This window comes from Parapedobacter koreensis (assembly GCF_900109365.1).
Taxonomy (GTDB): domain Bacteria; phylum Bacteroidota; class Bacteroidia; order Sphingobacteriales; family Sphingobacteriaceae; genus Parapedobacter; species Parapedobacter koreensis.
The window spans coordinates 122,055-138,442 of the sequence record NZ_FNZR01000002.1 but is presented as its reverse complement, the minus strand read 5'-3'; the positions used below and the strand labels follow the sequence as shown (position 1 = coordinate 138,442).

Sequence of the window (16,388 nt, the reverse complement as noted above, 5' to 3'; positions counted from 1 at the left end):
GTTTAGAATATTTCCAAATTAAAGGAGCGGATTACCAAAGCTCATTGTGACCTGTTTTTTTCGTAAATTCGCAACAATTTAAATATCAACGATACGTTATCGATCGTTGTTTTATTTCTTTTCTTTATCATCACTAATTACTTAATAGATGGCATTTGATATCGATATGATTAAAAAGGTCTACGCCCAATATGGGGAGCGGATTGCCGCTGCCCGTAAGGTGGTAAACCGGCCTTTGACGCTTACTGAGAAGATCTTATACACGCATTTGTGGGATGGCAACGCAACGCAGGGGTATGAACGTGGTGCTTCTTATGTGGATTTTGCGCCCGACCGCGTGGCGATGCAGGATGCTACCGCTCAGATGGCGTTATTGCAATTTATGCAGGCGGGCAGATCGCGGGTGGCTGTCCCATCGACAGTGCATTGTGACCACCTTATCCGGGCAAAAGAAGGGGCGGAAAAGGACTTAGCAGTGGCGACTACTGAAAGTAAAGAAGTGTTTGATTTCCTGGCATCTGTATCCAATAAATATGGTATCGGCTTCTGGAAGCCTGGCGCAGGTATTATCCATCAGGTGGTGCTGGAAAATTATGCATTCCCCGGTGGTATGATGATAGGTACGGATTCGCATACGGTCAATGCGGGTGGATTGGGAATGTTGGCTATTGGGGTCGGAGGGGCTGATGCCTGCGATGTGATGGCTGGCCTGCCATGGGAACTTAAATTTCCGAAATTAATCGGTGTTAAACTAACAGGTAAGCTTAATGGATGGACAGCGCCCAAGGATGTGATACTGAAGGTGGCCGGTATCCTCACCGTGAAAGGTGGTACGGGTTGTATTGTCGAGTATTTTGGTGAGGGGGCACAGTCGATGTCTTGTACCGGCAAAGGTACCATCTGCAACATGGGAGCAGAGATAGGAGCTACGACGTCTACCTTTGGTTATGACGAGTCCATGGAGCGTTACCTGCGTGCTACAAACCGTGCCGATGTAGCGGATGCTGCAAATGCGGTCAAAGAACACCTTACTGCCGACCCGGAAGTGTATGCCGATCCTGAAAGCTATTTTGATCAGGTCGTGGAAATCAATCTTTCCGAGCTTGAGCCACACTTGAATGGCCCCTTTACGCCGGATTTGGCCACACCTGTTTCTAAAATGAAAGAGGAGGCGGCAAAGAATGGCTGGCCGTTGAAGGTTGAGTGGGGATTGATAGGATCTTGTACCAACTCTTCCTACGAGGATTTGTCCCGTGCAGCATCTGTAGCTAAACAGGCCATAGAAAAAGGACTGGTAACCAAAGCTGAGTTTGGTATCAATCCCGGTTCTGAACAGGTGCGTTACACCGCAGAGCGGGATGGTTTGCTGGATACGTTCACGGATTTGGATGCAACGATTTTCACCAACGCTTGTGGCCCTTGTATCGGTATGTGGGCACGTGTCGGTGCTGAGAAAGCCGAAAAAAATACCATCGTCCATTCGTTTAACCGCAATTTCGCGAAACGGGCGGACGGTAATCCAAATACCTATGCGTTTGTGGCTTCTCCGGAGCTCGTAGCGGCCATTGCGATTTCGGGTGACTTGTCGTTCAACCCAATTACGGATACCTTGGTCAACAATAAAGGTGAAGCTGTAAAATTGGATCCACCCTCAGGGGATGAATTGCCCCAAAAGGGGTTTGATGTGGAAGATCCGGGCTATCAAGCACCGGCGGAGGATGGCAGCAATGTCGTGGTGGCCGTGTCGCCAACTTCTGATCGGCTGCAATTGCTTGATCCGTTTCCTGCATGGGAGGGAACCGATGTTACGGGCTTGAAGTTGCTCATCAAAGCAAAAGGCAAATGTACGACCGACCATATCTCCATGGCGGGGCCTTGGCTGAAATATCGTGGTCACTTGGATAATATTTCCAATAACTTGCTTATCGGTGCCGTCAATTTCTTCAATGAACAAACAGATTCCGTGAAAAACCAGCTGACCAACGAGTATGGCCCAGTACCCGCTACACAACGTGACTATAAAGCGGCTGGAATAGGTTCTATTGTTGTAGGAGATGAAAACTATGGCGAGGGATCATCTCGCGAGCATGCGGCGATGGAACCGCGCCACCTGGGCGTTCGTGCGGTATTGGTCAAGTCATTTGCCCGTATCCACGAGACCAATTTGAAAAAGCAAGGGATGCTGGCATTGACGTTTGTCGATAAGGATGACTATAACAAAATATTGGAAGATGACACCTTTGATATCGTAGGGCTTACGGAGTTTGCACCCAATAAACCCCTTACATTGGTCATCCATCATGCAGATGGCTCAGTAGACGAAATCCAGGTGAACCACAGCTATAATGAGCAGCAAATAGGCTGGTTCAGGGCTGGTGGTGCCTTGAATATCATTCGTCAAAGCCAAGCTTCTGCTTAGCGTAAAACTTACTAACTAAACTACACGTAAGCCGTCCCGATGTACATTGGGACGGCTTTTTTCTTACAGCCAGTCGTTCAATGCAAACGTGTCCTTTAGTCGATATCCTTTTTCAGTAAGTTGTATTGTGCAACATTCGTTTAGGGGGTCGTGTTCTAAAAATAAGGCGTAATCGTTGTCCACGGCTTCCTGCCAGTAGTTTTTGCGCTCTTCCATGGTGGTAAGCGGTCTCACGTCATAGCTCATCACATAGGGTAGCGGGATATGGCCTGCCGATGGAAGGAGATCAGCCATATAGAGCAGTGTCTTGCCATGATAATCGATTTGTGGCAGCATCATGGCATCGGTATGGCCGTAAGCAAACCGGATAGTGATATGTTCACTGAATCTAATGCCGTCTTCGACGTCAATGAAACGAAGCTGGCCACTTTCATAGATGGGAATAATGTTTTCCTGTAAAAAGGAAGGCTTTTCCCGGTGATTAGGAAACAAAGCCCAATCCCAGTGCTGCTCATTACTCCAGTACGTCGCATTTTTAAAGGCGGGAACGAGGTTTCCTTGTTCGCGTGTAATGGCGCCTCCGACGTGGTCAAAATGAAGATGGGTGATGAAGACATCGGTAATATCATCTCGGTGGAAACCGTGGGCGGCGAGTGAGCTATCCAACGTGGCATCGCCATGGCGGTAATAGTGGCTGAAAAATTTGTCGCCTTGCTTGTTGCCTATTCCCGTGTCCACCAAAATCAGCCTTGCTCCGTCTTCGATGAGCAGTAATCGTGTCGCCCACGTGCACATGTTCCGGTCGTCTGCAGGGTTGGTTCGCTGCCATATCGATTTAGGCACTACGCCGAACATTGCTCCTCCGTCGAGCTTGAAAAATCCGGTATCAATAGTATACAGTCTCATCGTTTTTAGTCTTTAATTATATAGTGTACTTGGCCAATTGCTAAAGATAGCAAAAGCGTATAAAAGTTAAAAATGCCCGTGTATTATGTGACACATTTGCTTAGGTGATTCATTTTTTTTGAAATTGGCTAAAACGATAAACGGTATTGTATGCCAGCCTATTGACTTAGTGTAGTATTTACAATAATCTGATTTACAGTATGTTTTGTTTGATTTTATGATTTTTTAATCTGTAAATTTACTGCGTCAATGAAAATATAATCTGTAAATAATAGCTATGAATGCCGAAAAAACGTCAATTCCTGACCTAAGCTACCTTTTTATTCAAAATGCAAGGAATGTACACTATCAGAAAAAAACAGCGGAATTGGTGGAGCATGCCGTGATCAAAAGTGAAGGGTTGCTCGCCGATTCCGGCGCATTATGTGTCGACACCGGGTATTTTACCGGGCGTACACCGTACGATAGATTTATTGTCCGCGATGCGTGTACCGAAAATACGGTGTGGTGGGGAAACATCAACCAACCACTGGCCGAGGAGTCGTTTGAATACCTGTTTGCGCAGGTGGGGACATATTTCCACGACAGGGACATTTTCGTGCGCGATGCCATCGTAGGAGCCGACCCTAGCCATCGTATAGGTGTGCGGGTAGTAACGGAAACCGCATATCAAAGTATTTTTGCAAATAACTTATTTATTCGGCCAGTTTCGCCAGACTCCAATGCGCGTCCCGAATGGTCCATACTGGCTGCGCCGGGATATACCTGCGCGCATCCTGAAAAGCATGGCCTGCACAATACGAATTTCGTGGTCATCAACTTTACGCGCAAGGTGGTGCTGATTGCTGGTACGGGTTATACCGGAGAAATAAAGAAAAGCATGTTTTCAATAATGAATTATGTGCTACCACTTGACAAACAGATACTTTCCATGCATTGTTCGGCCAACACGGATGACCATGGGCACACTGCGCTCTTTTTTGGCCTCTCAGGTACAGGGAAAACCACGCTTTCGGCAGATAAGGGGCGGCGGTTAATAGGGGATGATGAGCATGGTTGGGACGAAAAGGGGATTTTTAACCTGGAAGGAGGGTGTTATGCCAAATGCATCGGGCTGACTGAAAATGACGAACCCGAAATTTACCATGCGGTGCGTTTCGGGGCGCTGGTTGAAAATGTTAATTTTTTTCCGGGCACACGCACACCGGATTATCGGGATGGGTCGAAAACGGAAAATACCCGGGTTGCTTATCCTATTCACCACATCGTGGGCAGTGTGGCGTCTGGTATGGCTGCTGCGCCGAAGAATGTCTTTTTCCTTACAGCTGATGCTTTTGGTGTCATCCCCCCGGTATCGTTATTGTCTACCACGCAAGCCATGTATCATTTTATCTCGGGTTATACAGCAAAAGTCAGCGGTACCGAGGTGGGTATCACCGAGCCGAAGGCCGTATTCTCGGCATGTTTCGGCGAAGCTTTTTTGCCCCTGCACCCTTCAAATTATGCGGAATTGCTGCGGAACAAGTTGGCAGACGGAACAATCAATGTCTGGTTGCTAAATACGGGCTGGATTGCGGGGCCATTTGGTATTGGCCGCCGGATAAAATTGGAATATACCCGGGCGATAGTAAGTGCGGTATTGAGTGGTGCACTTAAGGAATCCATATTCCAAACCCACCCGGTGTTTGGACTGCGGTACCCTGTCAATTGTCCCGGAGTGCCTGATGCCGTGCTGGATCCTGTACGGCTATGGCCGGATGAAAATGCCTATTATGGCCAAGCCAACCAACTGGCAAAGCTTTTCATAGCGAATTTCAAGAAATTCGAAGACGGTGTGAGCAAGGATGTATTGGACGCCGCCCCCCTTGTACTGGCAGCTGATCCATCCGCCTAATCGGGCCGGTGACCAACCCTCTTTAGCGGCCGTAATGGCGAAAATGCGCGTATGCTTTTCCCTAAAAATCACGCAAACGATTGTTTGAGTATAGGATATGGTTTTTATTCGGCGAATTTGCATATTGCATGCCATTTTGGAGTGCATGGAGCTGATCCGGGTATTTTATGAGCAATTTTAATCCACAGCAGCTAACCGCGTTAGCGAATAAATTTGTCATTCAGGGCGATGTGATTGACGTGATACCCTTCGGTTCGGGGCATATCAACGATACATACCGCGTACGGACCGCACAGCAACAGGCAAGAGACTATCTGCTCCAGCGGATAAATCATCGCGTCTTTGGGGATGTGCCATCGCTGATGCAGAACATAGCGATCGTCACGCAACAACTGAAACGAAAATATGAAGCTATCGGTGGCAATGGCCGCTCTCTTGCGGATCGGGTATTGACGTTGATACCTACCCACACCGGGTTGGCTTATCATCAGGATTCGGAGGGCAACTTTTGGCGGATGTTTATCTTGCTTGCCGATACACGGAGCTACGATATCGTGGAGACACCGCAGCAGGCGAGGGAGGGGGGGCGTGCATTCGGGCAATTTCAGCGGCTTCTGGCTGATTTGGATGTCACGCTTATCCATGAAGTATTACCCGACTTCCACCACATTGGCAGGCGGTTGGCTAAATTACACCAGGCAATCGCTGCGGATCCAGTAAACCGGGTGCGTCGCGTAGAAGAGGAATTGATGTTTGTGAAGGCACGGGAAAAGCGCATGCATACCATTTTGCAGCGGGCGGCTGAAGGCCAATTGCCTTTGCGCATCATCCATAATGATACGAAATTCAACAACGTACTGTTGGATGTGCATGATCGTGCGCAATGCGTGATCGATTTGGATACCGTAATGCCTGGATATGTGGCCTATGATTTTGGCGATGCCATCCGAACCATCATCAACAGTGCTGCTGAAGACGAAGCTGATTTGAGCAGCATAACGTTGAACATCCCCCTCTTTGAAGCGTATACAGCGGGGTATTTCGAAGAGGCACATGCTTTTCTGGTGCGGGAAGAAATCAACTCATTGATGGAAGGGGTGCTGTTGTTGCCTTATATGCAGGCTGTTCGGTTTCTCACGGATTTTCTGGAGGGCGACCATTATTATAAGGTTCACCATGCCGACCACAATTTGCAGCGGGCAAGGGCTCAAATCAAATTGGTGGAACTGTTGGAAATACATGAACCTGAACTTCGTAACAGCATAGACCAATTAGCGAAGCATACAATATGAAACGATTGGTCATCCCCTTTTCTGCACAAATAAATTATCATTCAGGCATGGATGACGTCTGGGCAGCATTGGACGCCTTGGATGCAACCAAATTGGATGAGGTGGCTTGGGCTGATTATCCGTATAAGCCGTCGGTACACATGAAAATTGCACACACCCCGGATAGCTTGGTACTGGCATATTTGGTCAAAGAAAAGCATGTCAGGGCTAAATACCGCAATACGAATGACCCAGTTTATAGGGATAGCTGTGTGGAGTTTTTTGTGTCTTTTGACGGCGAGCGTTATTACAACTTGGAATTCAATTGCTTGGGAACAGGATTGATTGGCTACGGGACGGAAGACAAAAGTGGACGCAGGTTGCTGCCAAAACATACGGTGGAAGACATAAAGACGTATAGCCATATTAAAGCCCAAAACAGCAATAGGGGAGACACGGAATGGCAATTGTTGTTGAATATACCGTTTAGCGTATTTGACGTCCACCGTATTCATTCATTAGCGGGCATGGAATGTATGGGGAATTTTTACAAATGTGGTGACGAGTTGCCCATGCCACATTTTGTTTCCTGGAATAGGATTGATTCTCCCGTCCCTAATTTCCATTTGCCGCAGTATTTCGGTGAATTGTTTTTCCAATAAAATATTGGAAGTTTAATTCATATTAGCTATCTTTGCACGCTTAATAAAGCATATTAGTAACTCATAGATAAAATGAAAAAAGACTTGCATCCATCGAATTACAGGTTAGTGGTTTTCAAGGACATGTCAAATGATTATGCCTTCCTTACACAATCATGCATTGATACCCGGGAAACCATAAAATGGGAAGATGGCAATGAATATCCATTGGTGAAACTCGAAATCTCGCATACTTCCCACCCCTATTATACCGGAAAAATGAAGTTGGTTGATACCGCGGGGCGTATCGATAAATTCCGTAGCCGCTATAATAAGAAATAAGACAGTCATTAGATAAATGAATATTAGTCCCGATATTTTATCGGGACTTTTTTATTTTAGCCGTTCTAAATGGTGACCTATGCATGTCGTTCTATTTGACAAAGCGGATTGGCGGGCGGGGCTTTATCCATTGGCGTTGACACGTCCCGTAGCCGATTTGCGTGTTGGTATTTTGACCATCGCCGAAAAATGGGGAAAATGGCTGAACGCCCCATTTTCGTTCCTAAGTGAAAATTATTTGGCTGAAAAATTTCCCTTGGGATCATTGGCCGGGGATGTCCTGCTGGTTAAGGGAAATTGCTGCCCGGATGATCGGTTGGTGGATGCCATCGCGGCATTGCGCGTAGGGCAGGCGTTGATGGCTGGCGATCAATGCATTGCTGTGTGTACTGATGCTGAGTCACTTCCGCAGCTGAACCCCCTATCTTTGTCAGGCTATTTGCCGGTAGCTTATCGCTATGATTTTGTGCAAATCAACTATCCCGAAGATCTATTTATGAACAACGGCCAGCAAATTCATATCGATTTCCAGCTCATTACAAAGGGACGGTCTTCAGCGGTATTGGCAGACAGTAATCGCTTTCTTGGAGATAATTTCTTTGCAGAAGAGGGTGCTAAAGCAGAATTTGCTACCTTTAACAGTACAAAAGGCCCTATCTATCTGGGTAAAAACAGCGAAGTATGGGAAGGTAGCCTCATCAGGGGTGCATTTGCGTTGGGCGAAGGGTCGCAGATTAAAATGGGGGCCAAAATATACAGCAACGTGACCGTAGGGCCGTATTCTCGTGTCGGCGGAGAATTGAACACCTGTGTGATATGGGGACGTTCTTCTAAAGGCCATGATGGCTATCTCGGTAGTGCAGTGATGGGGGAATGGTGTAATTGGGGGGCGGATACCAACAATTCGAATTTAAAGAATAATTATAAATCCGTACGTTTATACGATTACGGGAAATCGGAATATCGTGATACCGGATTGCAATTTTGTGGTACCATCATGGCAGACCACGCAAAGTGCGCAATTAATACGGCATTTAATACAGGTACCGTGGTGGGAGTAGGCGCAAGTATTTTTGGTGCGGGTGTACCGCCTACATTTATCCCTGATTTTTCGTGGGGCGGATCCGAGGGGTTCGCTACTTATCAATTGGACAAACTTTTCGAAACCGCTGCTTTGGTATATCAGCGCCGGGATTGTACATTTGACGAAATAGAAAAAAGACTGCTAAACTCGGTGTTTGAATTGACCAAAAATCACCGTAATTTCTAATAATGTCATTTATTTAATTATTTATATAGTATATCAAACATCATGCGAAAGAAAATTGTAGCCGGAAATTGGAAAATGAACCTTGACTTCCAACAAGGGATAAGTCTTTTTTCTGAGATTGTAAACATGGCCAAGGATGAAGTATTGGGCCAGCAACAGGTGGTTGTTTGTAGTCCATTTATTCATCTGCATGGTATTGCCCAATTGGCGAAAGGTGTTTCCCGTGTTGCAATAGGGGCCCAGAATATTTACTTTGAGGAAAAAGGCGCATATACCGGAGAAATATCGGCCGTTCAGGTAAAATCCGCAGGGGCTGAATATGTGATTTTGGGCCATTCGGAACGTCGCGCATACTTCAACGAAAGTGATGACATGCTCAGCAAAAAAGTGGACGCTGCCTTGAAACATGGATTGATTCCTGTTTTTTGCATCGGTGAGACACGGGAAGAACGTGAAGCCGATCGGTATTTTGACGTCATTGGTGGCCAGTTGGAACAAGGTGTTTTCCACCTTTCGAACGAAGCATTCAGCAACGTGGTATTGGCATATGAGCCGGTATGGGCTATCGGCACGGGGCTTACCGCATCTCCGGAACAGGCACAGGAAGTCCATGCGTTTATCCGCGACAAAGCGGCCGAACAGTACAATCAGGATACCGCAGACCAGCTAACGATACTGTACGGAGGGAGCTGCAATCCGCAAAATGCACCCGAACTATTTGCACAGCCGGATATCGATGGGGGACTTATCGGTGGGGCATCATTGAAGTCGCGTGATTTTATTGATATCGCCAAGGTATTCAATAATTGAAAAGATAGACTAAACACTCCATGAGATATAGCGAGGTTATTTTCACTTGCAAAGGCGGCGAAGATTGGCACCAAGACCTATTGATTGACAGCTTGGCGGATATGGGGTTTGATACTTTCGAACCGAGGGATAATGGATTTGCGGCCTATATTGCTTCGGAACAGCTCGATATGCAATCGTTGGAGGCGTTATTGATACATCAACCCGTTGGTTTCCAAGTAGCCTATGAGGTCAATGAAATTCCATCGCAAAACTGGAATGCAGTATGGGAACGCAATTTTGAGCCGGTGGTGGTGGCAGACCAGTGTTATGTACGTGCCACGTTCCACCCTCCCCAGGCCGGATATCCTTATGAAATCGTCATTGATCCGAAGATGGCTTTTGGCACAGGCCATCACCAGACAACCTCGTTGATGATGCATTACATGCTGGAAACTGCCTTTGAAGGGAAGCGTATCTTGGATATGGGCTGCGGGACAGGTATATTGGCAATATTGGCGGCAAAGCTTGGTGCATCAGCTCTATTGGCAATTGATAATGATCCTGTTTGCATTGCCAGCGTAGAAGAAAACAAGGCCTTGAATCACGAGCCAAATATCGTGGCCAAATGCGGATCTGTTGATTTGATTGTGGATGAACAATTTGATGTGATATTAGCAAATATCAACCGAAACATCCTACTAAGTCAGCTGGAACAGTATGCCCGGTCGTTAGAAACGGGAGGAATATTGTATATGAGTGGGTTTTATGACGGAGAAGATTTGGCCTTGCTGAAAGCCGCGGGTGCCCAGCATATGCTGTTTTATGAAAGCCACAAGCAGTTAGCTAATTGGGTGGCTACACGGTTTATTAAAAAAGCATAGTTATGCGCGTACACTTCATTGCCATTGGCGGCAGCATTATGCACAACCTGGCTATTGCATTGGCCAAGAAAGGGTATATGGTGAGTGGTTCGGATGACCACATTTACGAACCATCGCGCACGAATCTCGCTAAGGAGGGATTACTTCCCAAGCCTGGGTGGGATCAGGCCCATATCACGGCGGATATCGATGCCGTGGTATTGGGGATGCATGCCAAGGCAGATAATCCCGAATTGTTGAAAGCACAGGAGATGGGTATCCGGATTTATTCCTATCCGGAATTCATTTACGAGCAAACCCGGGATAAGATGCGGGTTGTAATAGGGGGGAGCCATGGCAAAACCACGATTACCAGCATCATCATGCACGTGTTGAAATCCATCGGACGGGATTTCGATTATTTGGTAGGGGCGAAGCTTGACGAATTTGAGTACATGGTAAGGCTTACGAAAGATGCCCCGCTTATGATTATCGAAGGGGATGAATATCTGGCTTCACCGATCGATCAACGGCCGAAGTTTCATTTATATCGGCCCCATATCGCCCTGATTAGCGGTATTGCATGGGATCATGTAAACGTTTTCCCTACGTTTGAAAATTATGTGACTCAGTTCAGGCTATTCATTAAGAGTATCGAGCCCAAAGGTACGTTGGTGTATAATAAAGAAGACAAAAAACTTCAGGAGTTGGTTTTCGATGACCAATCCAAAATAAATAAACACGGCTACCGTACGCCTGAATATACCATCAACAAAGGAGTTACTTATATGCATACCTATATGGGCGATGTTCCATTGCAGGTGTTTGGCAGGCATAATTTGTCTAATATTGCAGCGGCATTCACGGTCTGTGAATGGCTGGGTGTTGAGCGCGAAGCATTTTACCAAGCAATTAAGCAATTCAAAGGAGCGTCAAGGCGTTTGGAGTACGTCGCCAGCAATAATGATAGTGTTGTTTATCAGGATTTTGCTCATACACCTACAAAATTAAAAGCAAGCATCCACGCGCTTAAAGAACAATTTCCGACAAAGGCGCTGGTTGCCATCATTGAATTACATACATATAGCAGCCTCAACAAAGCGTACTTGAATGAGTATAAAGATACGATGCGCGAAGCGGAGTATCCAGCGGTCTTCATCAACCAGGACGCTTTGAAACAAAAAAATGCGGAAGCTATTTCAGAAGATACGCTTAAAAAGGCGTTTAACCAGCCCGATCTGGTCTATTTCAGCAGTATCGAAAGCATGAAACAATACCTCCAGGAAACGGAATCGGACGGAAAGAATTTATTGTTTATGAGTTCAGGAAATTACGGCGGTGTGAATCTTGTTAATTTTGCCGATAAATTTTTGTATAAATGAAAAACTTAAGTATATTAGATTCCCAAATAGAAAAACAGCATTAAACAATTATTAAATTTCAACAATCATCTTACCAATGAATGCATTAGGAAAAAAAATCAGATTATTAAGGCACCAAAAGGGGTGGAGCCAAGAAGATGTAGCCAAACGATTGGATATATCTATACCGGCTTTTTCCAAAATTGAAACCGGAATAACGGATGTCAACTTATCCCGACTGGATCAAATATCCCGGCTGTTTGGACTGTCTATCGTACAATTGCTGGCCACAAATGATTCGGAAGAAGAGAAAAAATACATCTCTGAACTGGCTGTTGCTAATAAAAGGCTCCAAGAGCGGGATACCGAAGTGATTGAGTTACAAAAGAAGGTGATAGAGCTTTACGAGTTGTTGCATAAAAAAGCAACGGACTAATCCTTTTATTATACGTTAGCATAAACACATCTACTATGTACGGCTTGCGCGATCATAGTAGATGTGATAAGATTCTTATGGATTCGAAATAATTATAATTTACGCTAATTCGAATAAACGAAGGGGCGTACGAATCCTACATTTTGTGATGGTAGGTAAGAGTTTACTTTCAATATGAGTTCAATATGAGGGTGTCTTATCAGAAATCATCGTCGTCATCGAAATCATCAAACTCATCCAACGAGTCTAATTCATCCAACTCAAAATTATCCTCATCCTCGAAAAGATCGTCCGAATCGTCGTCATCATCAGGCCCACTGTCAAAAGAGACCAAAACGTCATCCTCCAGAATCGCTAAATCATTGTCTTGCATCATTGGCGTTTTCATAATCATTGTTAAATAGCGTATTGTTGTTTTATTTTAGGATAAAAATAGCAAGTTTTTATTTGTAAAACATTTTTTTTGAAAAAAATATCTCCCTCATCTATCTCCCTCATCGTCATTCGCTTATCTCGCCTATCGTGTTGTCTTCTTGGACGATTTCTTTAAGTTTTGGTAAACCTGCTGTGTTGGCTATGCCAAAGTGATCCATGAATAAATCGCTTGTAGCATAGAGTATGGGCTTCCCCAGCGAATCAGCTTTGCCGGCGATCTTAATGAGCTCTTTTTCCAGCAATCGCTGTATGGAGTAATCGCAGTTGACACCGCGGATTTGCTCGACTTCCAATTTGGTAATGGGTTGCCGGTATGCGATAATAGCCAGGGTCTCCAATGCGGCCTGGCTAAGTTTCTTTTTCGAACGGTGTGTCTGGAGCTGGTTGATCGTAGGATAATAGTGTTGTTTGGTCAAAAATTGGTAGCCATTGTTGATGGCTTTCAATTCCATTACATATTCGTCATGAAGGTAGCGGGCTTGAATCGCTTCCAATGCGGTTTCAATCGCATGCTCTTCTACGTCAATGCCTGTAATTTCAAGTACCTGTTTGATTTCCGATACACCGATGCCGTATTCAGAAGCATAGATAAGGGCTTCAATTTGTCGACTCAAGTTTTCCAAAATCCTCCGTAGTGATTAGTAATCGATAACTTGTTCTTCCATTGTCCTGGGCAATTCCCTGAATTCGTATTTCTGCGTGCGCAGCTGGGGTTCGAATCCTGCTTCGCGGATAGCATCCTGGATGGATTTGGATGTAAATCGATGGGGGGCACCGGCAGCTGATACCACATTTTCTTCTATCATGATGGATCCGAAATCATTGGCACCCGCATGCAGGCATAGCTGTGCCACGCGCTTTCCAACAGTAAGCCAGGAAGCTTGAATGTTCTTAATGTTGGGCAGCATGATACGGCTTAGTGCAATCATACGGATATATTCTTCGCCGGTGACATCATTGCTGATTCCGCGAAGACGCTTCAGCAATGTGCCATCATCCTGGAATGGCCATGGAATGAAAGCAATAAAACCGTAGGCATCTGCCGGTCGCTCCGCTTGCACTTGCCTTATCCATACCAAGTGCTCAAAACGTTCGGCAAGTGTCTCAACGTGCCCAAACATCATGGTTGCCGAAGTGGGTAAATTGATTTGGTGGGCTGCCCGCATCACATCCAGCCATTCTTTGCCACCGCACTTGCCTTTCGATATGAGCCGCCTTACCCGGTCATTCAGTATCTCGGCACCAGCACCAGGCAGTGAGTCAAGCCCGGCATCTTTCAACGCGCGGAGCACATCGATGTGGCTCATGCCTTCCAACTTGGCGATATGTGCCACTTCAGGCGGGCCAAGTGAATGCAACTTCAGCGTTGGGTACAATGATTTTAATTCCCGGAAGAGGTCAGTATAAAACGCCAGCCCCAAATCCGGGTGATGCCCACCCTGCAACAACAATTGGTCGCCGCCGTACCGGAATGTTTCTTCGATTTTCCGTTTGTAGGTCTCGATGTCCGTAATGTAGCTGTCTTCATGCCCCGGTCTCCGGAAAAAATTACAGAATTTGCAATTGGCGATGCAGACGTTGGTCGTATTGACATTGCGATCGATTTGCCAGGTCACTTTGCCGTGGGGAACTTGTATCTTGCGAAGTTCATTTGCCACATAGGATAAGTCCGCTATTGCGGCATTGCTGTACAAATAGATTCCTTCTTCAATGGAGAGAAACTCGAAATCCAGCGCCCGGCTAAGCAATGTATCCACGTTCATAGTGGCAAAGATACGCAGTTTTTGATAAACGCAATAGCTTTTTGAAACTCGCTGAATTTTATTCAGCTGGAACTAATTTTAGCAACATACCCGGCCCCTCGGTCAGCACCCAAATGAAACCATCCGGATCTTGCGCCACCTGGCGCACGCGTCCGATACCAGAAAGCAGCTTTTCTTCATGCCTGTATTTGCCGTTTGACAGCTCGATACGCGCAACGTGGGTCAGTGCCAGGGCCCCGGAGAATAGGTTGCCCCGCCAATTGGTATAACGATCGCCTGTGTAATACAGTAATCCGCAGGTGGCAATGGACGGTGTCCAATAGTGGATGGGTTGTTCCATGCCTTCTTTTTCCGTTAATTCTGAAATGATTGCGCCGCTATAGTCGATGCCGTAGGTGATTATGGGCCAGCCATAATTTTTTCCTTTTTCTATGATGTTTAACTCATCGCCGCCACGGGGGCCGTGTTCGGTAGCGTAGAGGATACGATTTTCCCGGTCATACGCCATGCCTTGCACATTGCGGTGTCCATATGACCAAATGCTGGGTTTTGCAGCTGGATTATCCAAAAATGGATTATCGCTGGGCACTCGGCCATCATCGTGTAGCCGGTGTATTTTGCCCATGTCATTGGTGAGATCCTGGGCGTTTGCCTTGGTGCCCCGTTCACCGGTACTGAAGTACAGGTAGCCAGCTTCGTCAAATACAATGCGGCTTCCAAAATGTACACCAGATGTAGACAACGGCATGGTTTGGTACAATATTTCCATGTCGCTGATTTGGTGGTCCGATAATCGGAATCGGACCAGTGTAGTGCTGCCGCCCTCTTTTCCGGGCTTAGCATAAGTGGCATAGATCCAGCCATTTTCGCTATAATGGGGGTGGACCTGGATATCCAGCAATCCTCCCTGTCCACGTTCGTAGACTTCGGGAAAACCACTTAGTTTCTCGCCGTTATGATGCCCCTTTTCGAACACCAATATTTCGCCTTTCCGTTCGGTCACGAGCATGCGGCCATCAGGCAACCAGGTGATCCCCCATGGATTCTCAAGTCCGGTATGGAGGGTATCCATGTGGAAGTTTAGGTCTTCAGCTGTTATTGGATTCCCGGTACTGATTGCATCGGTGCCATGATGCCCATTGCCCGTACAGGACATGCCCAGTAGGCATGAAACAATTGTATATCGTAATTGCGAAAGTATTTTCATGGCTGCTTGTGTTTATGATGGCTGCTTGCGTTATGCGGTTGTTCAATAATCAAAGATATGGAATATATTGTTGTGGCTTAGTTGTCATTGCCATTAAATTTTCCGCTTAGTTGTCGGGAATGTTAAATGTGCCCTTGCATATTCGTAATCAAAATGTTAAGTTTGTAATAACCAATTACAAAAGAGCCTTGTTGAACAAACCACACATTGAAACAGATGCTGAATTGCTCGAACGGATAAGCAAGGATGACCAAACGGCTTTTAAGGCGCTTTATAAGCGCTATTGGAGACGATGTTATTCCTTGGTCTTACGACGCTCAGGGGATACGACACTGGCTGAGGATTTGACGCAAAGTGTTTTTATCTCGCTTTGGGAAAAGCGTAGGTCAGCGGCTATCAAGCATGTAGGCGCTTACTTATCTGCCGCAGTACGTTTTCAGTTCATCACGTACCTGAAATCCCAATTGAATGAAGATGCCTATATATCTCATTCGTTACAAGAGCAAAACGATTCGCAGAATCCGGTGGAAGCATCCATGCGGATAAAAGAACTGAATGAAGCTATTGACAAAGGGGTTGATATGATGCCTCCTAAAACCAAAGCCATCTATACCCTCAGCCGAACAGAACATTATTCCGTAAAAGAGATAGCGCATAAACTCAACCTGTCTGAAAAAGCGGTGGAATACCATATCACGCAGTCCCTCAAGACGATGCGATTGGCGTTGAAAGACTTTCTCCCCCTTGCGTTGATTTTCCAAGATTTTTTTTGAAAAAATTTAGGGATTACA

Annotated in this window: 16 protein-coding genes; 11 read left to right on the top strand and 5 right to left on the bottom strand. The window is 46.0% G+C overall.

The features are described 5' to 3' along the window. The first annotated feature begins 148 nt into the window (after positions 1-148). Positions 149-2,419, top strand: coding sequence for an aconitate hydratase (locus BMW65_RS04675; RefSeq protein ID WP_090603209.1), 2,271 nt, complete (start codon positions 149-151; stop codon positions 2,417-2,419). 63 nt (positions 2,420-2,482) lie between these two features. On the opposite strand, the gene BMW65_RS04670 is transcribed toward BMW65_RS04675, so the two are convergent. Further along, positions 2,483-3,325, bottom strand: coding sequence for an MBL fold metallo-hydrolase (locus BMW65_RS04670; protein WP_090603207.1), 843 nt, complete (start codon positions 3,323-3,325; stop codon positions 2,483-2,485). A gap of 277 nt (positions 3,326-3,602) precedes the next feature. On the opposite strand from BMW65_RS04670, the gene pckA reads away from it, so the two are divergent. The 9 genes from pckA (at position 3,603) to BMW65_RS04625 (ending at position 12,192) form a co-directional block, all read left to right on the top strand. Further along, positions 3,603-5,219, top strand: coding sequence for a phosphoenolpyruvate carboxykinase (ATP) (gene pckA, locus BMW65_RS04665; RefSeq protein ID WP_090603206.1), 1,617 nt, complete (start codon positions 3,603-3,605; stop codon positions 5,217-5,219). A 167-nt stretch (positions 5,220-5,386) separates the two neighbouring features. Continuing rightward, positions 5,387-6,511 (top strand): phosphotransferase enzyme family protein, encoded by a 1,125-nt coding sequence (locus tag BMW65_RS04660; RefSeq protein WP_090603204.1) that lies wholly within the window; start codon positions 5,387-5,389, stop codon positions 6,509-6,511. Next, positions 6,508-7,152, top strand: a complete 645-nt coding sequence (locus BMW65_RS04655) for a carbohydrate-binding family 9-like protein (RefSeq protein ID WP_090603202.1) — start codon at positions 6,508-6,510, stop codon at positions 7,150-7,152. The genes BMW65_RS04660 and BMW65_RS04655 overlap by 4 nt, the downstream gene beginning before the upstream one ends. A 72-nt stretch (positions 7,153-7,224) precedes the next feature. After that, complete coding sequence (locus BMW65_RS04650; protein ID WP_090603201.1) at positions 7,225-7,473, top strand: type B 50S ribosomal protein L31; 249 nt, start codon at positions 7,225-7,227, stop codon at positions 7,471-7,473. 79 nt (positions 7,474-7,552) lie between these two features. After that, positions 7,553-8,743 (top strand): putative sugar nucleotidyl transferase, encoded by a 1,191-nt coding sequence (locus BMW65_RS04645; protein WP_090603199.1) that lies wholly within the window; start codon positions 7,553-7,555, stop codon positions 8,741-8,743. Between the two features lie 42 nt (positions 8,744-8,785). Further along, positions 8,786-9,553 (top strand): triose-phosphate isomerase, encoded by a 768-nt coding sequence (gene tpiA / locus BMW65_RS04640; protein WP_090603198.1) that lies wholly within the window; start codon positions 8,786-8,788, stop codon positions 9,551-9,553. Between the two features lie 20 nt (positions 9,554-9,573). Then, entirely contained in the window at positions 9,574-10,416 is an 843-nt protein-coding gene (prmA, locus tag BMW65_RS04635; protein WP_090603196.1) for a 50S ribosomal protein L11 methyltransferase, read from the top strand. A gap of 2 nt (positions 10,417-10,418) precedes the next feature. After that, positions 10,419-11,777 (top strand): UDP-N-acetylmuramate--L-alanine ligase, encoded by a 1,359-nt coding sequence (locus tag BMW65_RS04630; protein ID WP_090603195.1) that lies wholly within the window; start codon positions 10,419-10,421, stop codon positions 11,775-11,777. 76 nt (positions 11,778-11,853) lie between these two features. Further along, entirely contained in the window at positions 11,854-12,192 is a 339-nt protein-coding gene (locus BMW65_RS04625; RefSeq protein WP_090603193.1) for a helix-turn-helix domain-containing protein, read from the top strand. A 199-nt stretch (positions 12,193-12,391) separates the two neighbouring features. Here the strand turns inward: BMW65_RS04625 and BMW65_RS04620 are convergent, their stop codons facing one another. The 4 genes from BMW65_RS04620 to BMW65_RS04605 form a co-directional block, all read right to left on the bottom strand. Then, positions 12,392-12,580 carry a hypothetical protein gene (locus tag BMW65_RS04620; RefSeq protein WP_143053804.1) on the bottom strand — a complete coding sequence of 63 codons (189 nt, stop codon included), beginning with the start codon at positions 12,578-12,580 and terminating at the stop codon, positions 12,392-12,394. A 112-nt stretch (positions 12,581-12,692) separates the two neighbouring features. Continuing rightward, complete coding sequence (gene scpB, locus BMW65_RS04615) at positions 12,693-13,241, bottom strand: SMC-Scp complex subunit ScpB (protein ID WP_317040405.1); 549 nt, start codon at positions 13,239-13,241, stop codon at positions 12,693-12,695. A 24-nt stretch (positions 13,242-13,265) separates the two neighbouring features. Beyond that, the gene (gene mqnC / locus BMW65_RS04610; protein ID WP_090603188.1) at positions 13,266-14,390 is read right to left on the bottom strand and encodes a cyclic dehypoxanthinyl futalosine synthase; all 1,125 of its coding nucleotides are present in this window, start codon (positions 14,388-14,390) and stop codon (positions 13,266-13,268) included. A 58-nt stretch (positions 14,391-14,448) separates the two neighbouring features. Beyond that, entirely contained in the window at positions 14,449-15,597 is a 1,149-nt protein-coding gene (locus BMW65_RS04605; RefSeq protein WP_177181001.1) for a PQQ-dependent sugar dehydrogenase, read from the bottom strand. Positions 15,598-15,785: 188 nt separating this feature from the next. Here BMW65_RS04605 and BMW65_RS04600 point away from each other — a divergent pair, with 188 nt between their 5' ends. Further along, complete coding sequence (locus BMW65_RS04600; protein ID WP_177181000.1) at positions 15,786-16,370, top strand: RNA polymerase sigma factor; 585 nt, start codon at positions 15,786-15,788, stop codon at positions 16,368-16,370. The last annotated feature ends 18 nt before the right edge of the window (positions 16,371-16,388 follow it).

Bases quoted from the DNA above. Each gene is read 5' to 3' on its own strand.
- BMW65_RS04605 (WP_177181001.1), bottom strand. From the start codon at position 15,597: ATGAAAATACTTTCGCAATTACGATATACAATTGTTTCATGCCTACTG.
- BMW65_RS04620 (WP_143053804.1), bottom strand. From the start codon at position 12,580: ATGAAAACGCCAATGATGCAAGACAATGATTTAGCGATTCTGGAGGAT.
- mqnC (WP_090603188.1), bottom strand. From the start codon at position 14,390: ATGAACGTGGATACATTGCTTAGCCGGGCGCTGGATTTCGAGTTTCTC.
- BMW65_RS04625 (WP_090603193.1), top strand. From the start codon at position 11,854: ATGAATGCATTAGGAAAAAAAATCAGATTATTAAGGCACCAAAAGGGG.
- BMW65_RS04660 (WP_090603204.1), top strand. From the start codon at position 5,387: ATGAGCAATTTTAATCCACAGCAGCTAACCGCGTTAGCGAATAAATTT.
- tpiA (WP_090603198.1), top strand. From the start codon at position 8,786: ATGCGAAAGAAAATTGTAGCCGGAAATTGGAAAATGAACCTTGACTTC.
- BMW65_RS04630 (WP_090603195.1), top strand. From the start codon at position 10,419: ATGCGCGTACACTTCATTGCCATTGGCGGCAGCATTATGCACAACCTG.
- BMW65_RS04670 (WP_090603207.1), bottom strand. From the start codon at position 3,325: ATGAGACTGTATACTATTGATACCGGATTTTTCAAGCTCGACGGAGGA.
- BMW65_RS04655 (WP_090603202.1), top strand. From the start codon at position 6,508: ATGAAACGATTGGTCATCCCCTTTTCTGCACAAATAAATTATCATTCA.
- BMW65_RS04650 (WP_090603201.1), top strand. From the start codon at position 7,225: ATGAAAAAAGACTTGCATCCATCGAATTACAGGTTAGTGGTTTTCAAG.
- pckA (WP_090603206.1), top strand. From the start codon at position 3,603: ATGAATGCCGAAAAAACGTCAATTCCTGACCTAAGCTACCTTTTTATT.
- BMW65_RS04645 (WP_090603199.1), top strand. From the start codon at position 7,553: ATGCATGTCGTTCTATTTGACAAAGCGGATTGGCGGGCGGGGCTTTAT.
- prmA (WP_090603196.1), top strand. From the start codon at position 9,574: ATGAGATATAGCGAGGTTATTTTCACTTGCAAAGGCGGCGAAGATTGG.
- BMW65_RS04675 (WP_090603209.1), top strand. From the start codon at position 149: ATGGCATTTGATATCGATATGATTAAAAAGGTCTACGCCCAATATGGG.